10 protein-coding genes are annotated in these 12423 nt (G+C 39.9%); 4 read left to right on the top strand and 6 right to left on the bottom strand.

Annotation, left to right across the window (positions count from 1 at the left end):
• Positions 1–103: 103 nt before the first annotated feature.
• The gene (locus tag ACPT9C_RS02400; protein ID WP_048946801.1) at positions 104–481 is read right to left on the bottom strand and encodes a PRD domain-containing protein; all 378 of its coding nucleotides are present in this window, start codon (positions 479–481) and stop codon (positions 104–106) included.
• A 114-nt stretch (positions 482–595) separates the two neighbouring features.
• Here ACPT9C_RS02400 and ACPT9C_RS02395 point away from each other — a divergent pair, with 114 nt between their 5' ends.
• From ACPT9C_RS02395 to luxS, 3 genes are all read left to right on the top strand, one after another.
• Entirely contained in the window at positions 596–1198 is a 603-nt protein-coding gene (locus ACPT9C_RS02395) for a beta-phosphoglucomutase family hydrolase (RefSeq protein ID WP_005666454.1), read from the top strand.
• On the top strand, positions 1198–1671 hold the full coding sequence (locus ACPT9C_RS02390; protein WP_050848076.1) for a YqaA family protein: 474 nt from the start codon (positions 1198–1200) through the stop codon (positions 1669–1671). Before ACPT9C_RS02395 ends, ACPT9C_RS02390 begins: the two co-directional genes overlap by 1 nt.
• Before the next feature lie 330 nt (positions 1672–2001).
• The gene (gene luxS / locus ACPT9C_RS02385; protein WP_050948806.1) at positions 2002–2505 is read left to right on the top strand and encodes an S-ribosylhomocysteine lyase; all 504 of its coding nucleotides are present in this window, start codon (positions 2002–2004) and stop codon (positions 2503–2505) included.
• A gap of 81 nt (positions 2506–2586) precedes the next feature.
• Here luxS and ACPT9C_RS02380 read toward each other — a convergent pair whose 3' ends face one another.
• Entirely contained in the window at positions 2587–4239 is a 1653-nt protein-coding gene (locus tag ACPT9C_RS02380; protein ID WP_050948805.1) for a phospho-sugar mutase, read from the bottom strand.
• A gap of 239 nt (positions 4240–4478) precedes the next feature.
• On the opposite strand from ACPT9C_RS02380, the gene dnaE reads away from it, so the two are divergent.
• Positions 4479–7958, top strand: a complete 3480-nt coding sequence (dnaE, locus tag ACPT9C_RS02375) for a DNA polymerase III subunit alpha (RefSeq protein ID WP_050948804.1) — start codon at positions 4479–4481, stop codon at positions 7956–7958.
• Between the two features lie 38 nt (positions 7959–7996).
• Here dnaE and ilvA read toward each other — a convergent pair whose 3' ends face one another.
• From ilvA to ACPT9C_RS02355, 4 genes are all read right to left on the bottom strand, one after another.
• Positions 7997–9538, bottom strand: coding sequence for a threonine ammonia-lyase, biosynthetic (gene ilvA / locus ACPT9C_RS02370; protein WP_050948803.1), 1542 nt, complete (start codon positions 9536–9538; stop codon positions 7997–7999).
• A gap of 80 nt (positions 9539–9618) precedes the next feature.
• The gene (gene ilvD, locus ACPT9C_RS02365) at positions 9619–11457 is read right to left on the bottom strand and encodes a dihydroxy-acid dehydratase (RefSeq protein WP_050948802.1); all 1839 of its coding nucleotides are present in this window, start codon (positions 11455–11457) and stop codon (positions 9619–9621) included.
• Between the two features lie 59 nt (positions 11458–11516).
• Positions 11517–11735: an acetolactate synthase 2 small subunit gene (gene ilvM / locus ACPT9C_RS02360; RefSeq protein WP_050948801.1), complete on the bottom strand. Its 219-nt coding sequence runs from the start codon at positions 11733–11735 to the stop codon at positions 11517–11519.
• On the bottom strand, positions 11735–12391 hold the full coding sequence (locus ACPT9C_RS02355; RefSeq protein ID WP_050948800.1) for a thiamine pyrophosphate-binding protein: 657 nt from the start codon (positions 12389–12391) through the stop codon (positions 11735–11737). Before ACPT9C_RS02355 ends, ilvM begins: the two co-directional genes overlap by 1 nt.
• Between the last annotated feature and the right edge of the window lie 32 nt (positions 12392–12423).

Genomic DNA, 12423 nt, shown 5'->3' with positions numbered 1-12423 from the left:
TAAAAGTGCGGTAGATTTCCTTAATGTTTTTAGTAACTTGATGGATTATTTACTAAATCAATCTCCATTTTTATACCATAAATTGAATAAGCATCCGCATAATTCATTTCAAAGACTTCAATTGCTTCTGTTCAAGAACCAAAGAATGAATGTTCACTAAAAAATAAGTTTGTTCTGCTTCAGGAATGGAAAATGGCATTAATTTGAGTAAATCTTGATGAATAGCTAAAACTTGTGGAAAAATGACCGCACTTTGAATTTCTTCTAGCATTTCTGAATAAAGCGGAGAAACGCAACCTCCCCGTTCTATCCGACCTAAACTGCAAGCAATATGCAGCAGCATAAAATCCACTTGAGGCGTATTCACATCCGCTTGCCAGTAATTGGCTAAACGAGCTCGTAAACGAAATATCACATCAATAATAGATTGATTTATTTGCTTGCGAATTTTCCAACGTTCTAATTGCTTAAATAACCGCATTTGTTTTTGTTAGTTCAAAATTTGTTCATTAATTTACCGCACTTTACTAAAATAAAACAGTGCATAGATCACAGTTTTGTAGCAAAATGGTAAAAAACTTGTAAGGATGTAAAAATGTTAGATTACAAAATGTTCAATCCATATGAAGGATTGATTTTTGATATGGATGGAACTTTAATTGATACAATGCCCGTGCATGCACAGGCTTGGACGATGGTGGGAGAGCGATTTGGCTATGAATTTGATTGCCAAATTATGTATAACTTCGGTGGGGCGACGGTTAAAACTATTGCAGGGGAAATGATGAAAGCGGCGAATATGCCATTAGATAGAATTGAGGATGTACTTGCTGCAAAACGTGAGTTGTCTTATCAACTTATACCAACTCAATCAAAGTTATTACCAACCTTTGAAATTGTTAAATATTTTCATCAGAAAAAGCCAATGGCTCTAGGTTCTGGCTCACACCGTAAAATTATTGATATGTTGATGGATAAACTGGCTATTGCACCTTACTTTAATGCCATTGTCAGTGCAAACGATGTAAAAGAGCATAAACCGCACCCAGAAACCTTTTTACGCTGTGCTGAATTAATTCAAGCAAATCCAAGTCGTTGTATCGTATTTGAAGATGCGGATTTAGGCGTGCAAGCGGGGTTAAATGCGGGGATGGATGTGTTTGATGTTCGCACGCGAGAAATTATTTCGCCAAGATAATGGATATTTTTTCATTTTTTAGTACTGATTTTTGGCAGGCTAATAGCTTATGCCTTATGTTTATCAGCGCGTTTTTGAGTGCAACAGTATTACCAGGTAATTCAGAAGTTATATTTGTTGCGCTTGCTGTACCTAAATTAGTGTTGGGATCTTTATTTAGTACAGATATATTGGCACTCGTTTTTTTCGCCACGCTTGGCAATGGATTGGGGAGTTTAACTACTTACGGGATTGGGCGATGGATACCAAAATTCGATCCCAAAAATTACCGCACTTTATGGGCAATAAATCAGCTACGGCGTTATGGGGCGATTGCTTTACTTTTGAGCTGGCTACCTGTCATTGGCGATTTATTTTGTGCCATAGCTGGTTGGTTAAGATTAAATTTTGTAGCGAGTAGCCTCTTTATCTTTTTGGGAAAAATGGTTCGTTATGTTGCGTTATTATTTTTTAGTACGCCATTCTTATTATAAAATGCGCAAGAAAAAACCCCACAATAAATGTGGGGAAAATAACCTAAGGAACCAATTTTATTAAAACAACTGCAAGTTGCTTGCACTATAAGACTAAGCCTTTATAAGAAAGTTCAAAGTTTTTTAAAAATGTTCAAAATAAAAATTTTTGTATAAAAGAAACCCCACAATAAATGTGGGGCAATAACCTAAGGAACCAATTTTATTAAAACAACTGCAAGTTGCTTGTTCTATAAGACAATGAACCTTACTATAAAGTTCATTAAAATTTGTAAAAAAGAAATATTTATTCAAATTATTTCTTAACCAACTGATTTACAAGGAAAATTTATGCCATTACTTGATAGTTTTAAAGTGGATCACACAAAAATGAACGCGCCTGCAGTACGCATTGCAAAAACGATGCGCACGCCAAAAGGCGATAATATTACTGTTTTTGATTTACGTTTTTGTATTCCAAACAAAGAAATTCTTTCCCCAAGAGGTATTCATACACTTGAACATTTGTTTGCTGGATTTATGCGTGATCACTTAAATGGCGATAGCATAGAAATTATTGATATTTCTCCGATGGGATGTCGTACTGGATTTTATATGTCTTTGATTGGCACACCAAATGAACAGCAAGTGTCTGAGGCTTGGTTAGCTTCAATGCAAGATGTTTTAGGTGTACAAGATCAAACCGCTATTCCCGAATTAAATATCTATCAATGCGGAAGCTATACGGAACATTCCTTAGAAGATGCACACGAAATTGCCAAAAATGTTATCGCACGTGGTATAGGGGTAAATAAAAATGAAGATTTGGCACTCGATAATTCCTTATTAAAATAGAAAGACGCTTGATTAACCTAAAAAAGTTAGTAATAAAAACGCACTTTCTACAAAGTGCGTTTTATTTTTAGAAGCGATTAATTAGCAAGCTTGTTTGCCATAAGCATCTTGGCGAAGAATGTGACGAACACCTTCATCAAATTCTGCTAATACGCGATCTGCATCTTTTGGATCTTTACCGCGTGCATCCAAGTAGAATTTAATTTTTGGCTCAGTACCTGAAGGACGAGCAATTAAGCGTCCGCCATTTTCCAAGTTGAATACAAGGATATCGCTTTGACGATCTGTTTTAGTATGGTCGATAAATTGTGCCACTTTTACGCCAGCGATTTCTGCTGGTGGATTGTTACGAAGTGCGGTCATTAATTTTCCGATTTCTGAAAGATCACTTACTCGAATAGAGATTTGTCCACTCACATAAGCACCAAATTCTTTGGTAAATTCATCAGCATAATCTGCTAAAGTTTTGCCTTGTTTTTTCAAGTGACGCACAAGATCTAAGAACACGATTGCCGCAGAAATACCGTCTTTATCACGTACTTTGTCTGGATCAACTAAATAGCCTAATGCTTCTTCAAAACCAAACAATAAGCCAGATACTTTACCGATATATTTGAAACCAGTTAAGGTTTCTTCTGATTGGAAACCATATTTTTTCGCAATTTCAGCAAGTGCTGGAGAAGAAACAAGCGAGCAAGCCAATGTGCCTTGTTTACCTTGATATTGTTTTGCTAAGTACCAACCTAAGAAACAGCCTACTACGTTGCCGTGTAGTGATTTCCAGTTGCCTTGCGTATCAGGCACCGCAACGGCTAAACGGTCTGCATCTGGGTCATTAGCAATGATAAATTCAGCATTCTTTTCTTTTGCCACTTTAATTGCTAAATCTAACGCACCTTTTTCTTCTGGATTTGGGAAATTCACGGTTGGGAATGTGCCATCTGGCCAAACTTGATCTGCTACTACGTGAGGTTGTGGTAAGCCTGCTTTTGCTAGTGTTTTACTTAAAACTTCATAGCCAACACCGTGCATAGCGGTATAAACATAGTTAATGTCGCAAGCTGGCTCTTTAGCTAATGATGCAGTTTTTGCAATGTACGCATCTACCACTTCATCATTTAACACCACATAATTATCGCTACGTGGTAAATCTTGGATATTGCCAGCCGCAACTTTATCAATTAATGCGGCAATTTCTTTATCCGCAGGCGAAACAATTTGACCACCGCCATTTGCTTTACCTAAATACACTTTATAGCCGTTATCTTCTGGTGGGTTATGGCTTGCTGTTACCATTACACCAGCAGTGGTATCAAAATATTGGATCGCATAAGCTAAAACTGGAGTCGGTAATTTGCGAGGTAATAAATAAGCTTTTACGCCTGCACCCGCCATAATTTCAGCCGTGTCACGAGCAAATACATCAGAGTTTTTACGACCATCATAACCAATTACGATAGATGGTTCTTTATCGTAACCTTTTAAATATTCCGCTAAACCACCAGCAGCTTGAGAAACTAAAACTCGGTTCATCCCCATTGAGCCAGCTTGCAAACGGCCACGTAAACCTGCCGTACCAAATTGTAAACGACCATCAAAACGCGCATGTAATTCTGCTTCTGCCGCTTTATCTCCGCCTTTTGCTGCATCTAAAAGTGCGATTAATTCTGCACGAGTTTCTGCGTCAGGATCTTGGTTTAACCAATGTTGTGCAACCTCAAAAAGTGTTGTCATAGCGTTACCCTTATTCGTTGAAATAAATAAAAAAATCGCCCTTAGACTAGCGGAAATCTAACAAAATGAAAACGGCTAATTATCAATTTTTTGATCTACTTAACATTTTTTATTCACGCAATCGGTTATCCGAGCTAATTTGGAAACGCTATTTGTATCGTAGGAATTTGTTTGAAAAATTCGCTATAATATCGCCCCAATATTTACGGCAAAATTTAACCGCACTTTAAGGATTTTCAATGTCATCCCAACCTCGTTTCGTCCATCTTCGCACGCACACAGATTTTTCGATGATTGACAGTATTGTCAAAGTGAAACCTTTAGTGAAAGCCTGTGCAGCTAATGAAATGGTCGCGATGGGATTAACGGATTTTACTAATTTTTGTGGTGTGGTACGTTTTTATGGCGAAATGCTTTCTTCGGGTATGAAGCCTATTATCGGGGCTGATGTAAAAGTAAAAAGCCCATTATGTGGCGATGAATACTTTGATCTTACTTTGCTGGCTAAAAATAATGAAGGCTATAAAAATATTACTTTATTGTTATCAAAGGCTTATCAACGAGGTTATAACGATTTACCTTATATTGATCAAGATTGGTTAATTGAACATCGTGAGGGCGTGATTATTTTATCAGGGGGAATGCAAGGCGATGTGGGTAAAAAATTGTTGAAAGAAAACGTAGCCGAAATTGAAAGTGCGGTCGCTTTTTATCAAGAATTTTTTGCCGATCATTTTTATTTGGCATTAAGTCGTACAGGTCGCCCCAATGAAGAACGTTATATTCAAGCGGCTTTGAAATTAGCAGAACGTTGTAATTTACCACTGGTCGCAACTAATGATGTGATGTTTTTGAATGCAGAGGATTTTGAAGCCCACGAAATTCGCGTAGCAATTCACGATGGCTATACTTTAGACGATCCTAAACGTCCGAAATATTATACCTCACAGCAATATTTCCGCAGCGAAGACGAAATGTGTAAGCTGTTTGCTGACATTCCTTCCGCTCTTGAAAATACTTTATTAATTGCGCAACGTTGTAGTGTCACTTTGCGTCTTGGTCAATATTTCTTACCTCAATTCCCAACTGGCGATTTAAGTACAGAAGATTTCTTAGTACAAAAATCCAAAGGGGGCTTGGAAGAACGTTTAGCTTTTTTATTCCCTGATGAAAAAGTGCGGTTAGAAAAACGACCAAAATATGATGAACGCTTGCAAGTTGAGCTAGATGTAATTAACCAAATGGGGTTCCCAGGTTATTTCTTAATCGTAATGGAATTTATTCAATGGTCTAAGGATAACGATATTCCAGTAGGTCCAGGTCGTGGTTCTGGTGCGGGTTCATTAGTGGCTTATGCCCTGAAAATTACGGATTTAGATCCGCTAGAGTTTGATTTGCTTTTTGAACGTTTCTTAAATCCAGAACGTGTGTCTATGCCCGATTTCGACGTGGATTTCTGTATGGATGGTCGCGATCGCGTGATTGAACACGTTACTGAAACCTATGGTCGTGGAGCGGTATCACAAATTATTACCTTTGGTACAATGGCGGCGAAAGCGGTTATTCGAGATGTAGGGCGAGTGCTGGGGCATCCGTATGGTTTCGTTGATCGTATTTCGAAATTGATTCCGCCAGATCCAGGTATGACCCTTGCCAAAGCATTTGAAGCCGAGCCGCAATTACAGACTGCTTACGATAGTGATGAAGAAGTGCAAGCGTTGATTGATATGGCACGTAAACTGGAAGGCGTGACCCGTAATGCAGGTAAACATGCAGGTGGCGTGGTCATTTCGCCAACCTTAATTACTGATTTTTCACCACTCTATTGTGATAATGAAGGCTTACATCCAGTTACTCACTTTGATAAAAATGATGTGGAATATGCGGGGCTTGTGAAATTCGACTTCTTAGGCTTGCGTACTCTCACCATCATAAAATGGGCATTGGATATGATTAATGTTCGTATGGTGCGTGAAGGCAAGCCTCGAGTAGATATTGCCGCCATTCCACTTGATGATCCTGAATCTTTTGAATTACTTAAACGTGCCGAAACCACAGCAGTATTCCAGCTGGAATCGCGTGGTATGAAAGATTTGATCAAACGTCTGCAGCCAGACTGTTTTGAAGATATTATTGCATTGGTGGCATTGTTCCGTCCTGGCCCGTTGCAATCGGGCATGGTAGATAACTTTATCGACCGTAAACACGGGCGAGAAGAAGTATCTTACCCTGACGCAAAATATCAACATGCAAGTTTGAAACCTATTCTTGAGCCGACTTACGGCATTATTTTGTATCAAGAACAAGTGATGCAAATTGCACAGGTATTGGCTGGCTATACCTTGGGTGGGGCTGACTTATTACGCCGTGCGATGGGTAAAAAGAAACCAGAAGAAATGGCAAAACAGCGTTCTGTATTTAAAGAGGGGGCTGAGAAAAACGGTGTTGATGGCGAGCTATCTATGAAGATTTTCGACTTGGTGGAAAAATTTGCTGGCTATGGTTTTAATAAATCTCACTCTGCGGCTTATGCCTTGGTATCTTACCAAACCCTTTGGCTCAAAACCCATTTCCCTGCGGAATTTATGGCTGCAGTGATGACATCTGAAATGGATAATACGGATAAAATCGTAGGGTTGTACGACGAATGTTTACGTATGGGCTTAAAAGTGACACCTCCCGATATTAATATTGGTAAACATCATTTTAGCGTCAATGAACAAGGCGAAATTGTGTATGGTATTGGTGCGATTAAAGGGGTAGGAGAAGGCCCGATTGAAGCACTTGTGACGGCAAGAAATGAAGGGGGTATTTTCAAAGATTTATTCGATTTATGCGCTCGTGTAGATTTGAAAAAAATTAACCGCCGCACCTTTGAAAGCCTAATTATGTCGGGTGCCTTTGATAAATTAGGCCCACATCGCGCCGCACTTTCTAAGAATTTAGAAGATGCGCTTAGAGCGTCCGATCAGCATGCGAAAGATGAAGCAATGGGACAAACGGATATGTTCGGTGTGCTGACTGAAACCCATGAAGAAGTGGAAAATGCCTATGCTAATACACCACCTTACACTGAAAAACAAATTCTTGATGGCGAACGAGAAACCTTGGGGCTTTATTTAAGCAGCCATCCTGTTAGCCGTTATTTGAAAGAACTTTCCCATTACACATCGACAAGGTTGAAAGATCTTGCACCAAATCGCCGTGGACAAATTAGCACTGTGGCGGGATTATTGGTCTCATCACGAATTGCAATCACAAAAAAAGGCAATCGCTTAGGCATTGCCACATTAGACGATCGTTCTGGTCGCTTAGATTTAACATTATTTGGCGAAAGCCTAGAGCAATTTGGTGAGAAGTTACAAAAAGATACCGTTGTGGTTGCATCAGGGCAAGTGAGCTTTGATGATTTTTCTGGCGGATTAAAAATGGCGGTGCGAGAGTTAATGACCTTAGACGAAGCACGTTCTCGTTATGTCAAATCCTTAGCTATTAGTCTTTCTGAGCATCAAATTACACCAAGTTTCATTAAACAACTTAAAGCATTACTTGAGCCAGTGAGTGGTGGAACCTTGCCGATTAACGTGTATTATCAAAGTCCGAAAGGTCGTGCGTTGTTACGTTTGGGCGTGCAATGGTCAATTATTCCAACAGATGAAATTCTGACGGAATTGGTGAATTTACTTGGCGAAAGTGCGGTGGAATTAGAGTTTGAATAATACAAAGGCGTGAAAAATATCACGCCTTTTTTATAAGATTAACGTAAGAAATAACGATAAGATTTGCTTTCTGTTACATCTTCAAAAACATAATTGAGTTGGGCAAGTGTCTGTTCAAATTCTGCTTGTTCGTGTTCTTCAATTTGGAAACCAGCAAGGATATTTCCATAGTCCGCACCGTGGGCACGATAATGGAATAATGAAATATTCCAACGATTTTGCAAGGTTTCCAAGAATTTTAATAACGCACCTTTTTGCTCTGGGAATTCGAACGTATATAAGCGTTCATTATCATTGGCTGCACGACCACCCATTAAATAGCGAACATGCGTTTTCGCAATATCATCATCAGACATATCCTCAACATCAAAACCATTTTTAGTGAGGTCTGCAATAATATCTGCTTTTTCTTGCTCATTTGTCGTTCTTACCCCAACAAACACGCAAGCACGTTTATCATCTGCACAACGATAACTGAATTCGGTTACAGCTCGGTTACCTAATACATAAGCAAATTTTAAGAAACTACCGGGTTGTTCAGGCATGCTCACGGCTAATAAAGCTTCTCGGTTTTCGCCAATTTCACAACGTTCAGATACATAACGTAATGTGTGGAAATTCAAGTTTGCGCCAGACAAAATTGCCGCCATATTTTTGCCTTCAATATGGTTTTGTTTCGCATATTTTTTCAAACCGGCTAAACCTAATGCACCAGATGGTTCTGCAACAGCACGAACGTTCTCAAACAAATCTTTCATTGCTGCACACACTTCATCACTATCGACCAATACCATATCATCAAGATATTGTTGGCATAGGCGGAATGTTTCGTCGCCAATGCGTTTTACGGCAACGCCATCGGCAAATAATCCAACGTGAGTTAAATCTGTTGGTTCGCCTTTATCAAGAGCCGCTTTTAAGCATGCAGAATCCTTTGATTCTACACCGATGATTTTAATTTCTGGCATAAATTGCTTAAGCAAAATTGCCACACCTGCAGCTAAACCGCCGCCGCCGACTTGTACAAACACATAATCCAAATCTGCCACTTGTTGTAGCATTTCCATCGCTAAAGTGCCTTGTCCAGCGATCACTAATGGATGATCGAATGGAGGAATAAATGTCATATTTTTTTCTTTTGAAAGCTCAATCGCTTTTGCTTTCGCTTCATCAAAATTAACTCCGTGTAGCAACACTTCGCCACCAAATCCACGCACTGCATCCACTTTAATGCTTGGGGTGTTTTGTGGCATAACAATTAATGCTTTTAAGCCTAATTGTTTCGCTGATAATGCCACGCCTTGCGCATGGTTACCTGCAGATGCCGCTATTACGCCTGCTGCTTTTTGTTCTGCTGAAAGGCTAGAAATCATTGCGTAAGCACCGCGTAGTTTAAAGCTATTTACTGGCTGACGATCTTCGCGCTTGACCCAGATATTATTGTGCAGTCGTTCAGAAAGTTTTCCCATTTTTTGTAAAGGGGTCACTTGCGCTGCTTCATATACGCGTGAACCAAGTTTAACAATGGCATTGATATAATCTGATTGAGAAGGTTGAGAATTGGTGAGTAGGTTTTTCATAGTGTTTGTTTTGATGATGAAGTGCGGTTAGTTTTTCCTTTGTTTTATCCCCCTCTTATGAAGGAAGGGGAACCGTTAAATTATTTTAATAATGTTTTATCGCGTACCGCACCTTTGTCCGCTGAGGTGGCAAAGTGACCGAATACTTTCAATGCGAAAGATACTTCACGTTCACGGTTAGCAGGCTGCCAACCTTTTTGATCTTGTTCAGCTCTGCGTGCTGCGAGTTCTTCATTACTGATTTCTAAGTTAATTGCACGGTTTGGAATGTCAATGTTGATAATATCGCCATCGCGTACTAAGCCTATTGCACCGCCAGAGGCAGCTTCTGGCGAAGCGTGTCCAATAGACAAGCCTGATGTACCACCAGAGAAACGGCCATCCGTTAATAAAGCACATTTTTTACCTAAGCCCATCGATTTTAAGTAGCTGGTTGGATATAACATTTCTTGCATACCAGGTCCACCTTTAGGGCCTTCGTAACGGATAACAACGATATGACCTTCTTTAACTTTGCCACCCAAAATGCCTGCAACCGCATCTTCTTGGCTTTCAAATACGATTGCAGTGCCTGTGAATTTCCAAATAGATTCATCTACGCCTGCGGTTTTAACGATACATCCATCTTCAGCGAGATTACCGAATAATACGGCTAAGCCACCTTCTTGTGAAATCGCATTTTCTTTATTGCGAATACAACCGTTTACACGATCATTATCGACGCTATCCCAGCGGCAATCTTGTGAGAATGCTTGAGTTGTACGGATACCAGCAGGGCCTGCACGGAAGAATTTATGTAATTCTTCATCTTGATTGCGAATAATATCGTATTGGTCTAGTTGTTCCCCCATACTCATTCCAAGCACGGTGTGTGTATTTTTATGAATTAATCCAGCGCGATCTAATTCACCCAACAATCCCATAATGCCGCCTGCACGGTGTACGTCTTCCATATGGTATTTATTGGTGTTTGGTGCAATTTTGCTTAAACAAGGCACTTTGCGCGATAAACGGTCAATATCTTCCATTTTAAAATCTACGCCTGCTTCTTGTGCTGCCGCTAATAAGTGTAAAACAGTATTACTTGAACCACCCATCGCGATATCTAAGCTCATAGCATTTTCAAAGGCTTTAAAAGTACCGATTGAACGAGGCAATACGCTTACATCATCTTGTTCGTAATAACGTTTGCAAAGCTCAACAATTTGACGCCCTGCTTTTAAGAATAATTCTTTACGGTCAGCATGGGTCGCCAACATAGAACCATTGCCTGGTAAAGATAAACCTAAGGCTTCAGTTAAGCAGTTCATGGAATTGGCGGTAAACATACCTGAGCATGAACCACAAGTTGGGCAAGCGCTACGTTCAATGGCATCAATACGTTCATCTGACACATTTGGATCGGCTGCCTCAATCATCGCATCAACTAAATCTAAGCGGATTAATTGATCAGAAAGTTTAGTTTTGCCAGCCTCCATTGGTCCGCCTGAAACGAAGATAGTTGGAATGTTTAAGCGCATTGCTGCCATCAACATTCCCGGAGTGATTTTGTCACAGTTGGAAATACATACCATCGCATCAGCACAGTGCGCATTGACCATATATTCCACGCTATCAGCAATTAAATCACGGCTTGGTAAAGAATAAAGCATTCCACCGTGTCCCATCGCGATACCATCATCCACCGCAATGGTGTTAAATTCTTTTGCTACGCCGCCTGCTTTTTCAATTTCTGCGGCAACAAGCTGTCCCATATCTTTTAAATGCACATGCCCAGGTACGAACTGAGTGAAAGAGTTCACCACCGCAATAATCGGTTTACCAAAGTCATTTTCTTTCATTCCTGTTGCACGCCATAAGGCACGTGCGCCTGCCATATTACGACCTTGTGTACTAGTCGCTGAACGTAGTTTTGGCATAAATAATCTCTCCGAGTAAAATTTTGTTAGAGTAGCGTGCAATGCCTTGCACTTAATTCTTATTTTATTTCGTTTACATCTGGCAATTTTGCCAATTGATTCACTAATAGATCAAAAGTGCGGTCAGATTTTACAGTGATTTTTAACCGCACTTGGGTTTCAATGAGTGTCATGTCCATTGTTGTAACGGTAAATCCGCGGTGGCGTGCTACGCGTAAAATGCGTTCTAGTACTTCAGGACGATGGCGAGCGACGAGTTCAAGTTTATATTCATTCATTAATTCATATCCTCTACCATATCCGCGTTACATGCATCCGGTGGCACAAGTGGCCATACACATTCATCAGGTGGAATACATACTTGTAATAAATAGGCTGTTTTACTGTTTAATAATCGGTTGAGTGCCGCATTATTTAGTTTTCGATTAGATAGGCTGTTGAGTAATGCCCAAGGATCAATCAGGCGATTGCCTTGATTTTCAACATAAGTGAAATCTAATTTTGCTTTGAAATTTCTGATTTGTTCACGCCAAGGTTCAATATCAAGATCTTGTTTGAGTGCATTTAGTGCTTGGATTAAATCCCCTTGTAATGCAACATCTGCACGGCGTAATTTATGGATTTCTGCTGCATCAATATCACAATGAATCACTTTAGCATGAGGCGCAAAAGTATCGAGTTTACCAGTTACACGGTCGTCAAAACGCGCACCGCATACAAGTAATAAATCGCTTTCTTGCACGGCAAAATTAGCAGCTTTTGTACCATGCATACCAATCATTCCCATATACACATCATCATTTGGATTAATTGCATCTAAACCTGCATCATAAAGGGCATCGTAGGTTGGCATGATTGCACCGCCTGGATAGCCGAAAAGAGTCGTGACATGGTGTGCTTTCAGGCACTCCATGATGAGTTGTGCACCTGTCATTGTGTTTGTTTCCTGTTGTTTTTATTTTGGGA

This window comes from Haemophilus sp. HN_Hi16, assembly GCF_049823435.1.
GTDB lineage: Bacteria > Pseudomonadota > Gammaproteobacteria > Enterobacterales > Pasteurellaceae > Haemophilus > Haemophilus influenzae_D.
Note: the sequence above shows the minus strand (reverse complement) of the source record. Positions and strands in the feature narration are given on the sequence as shown.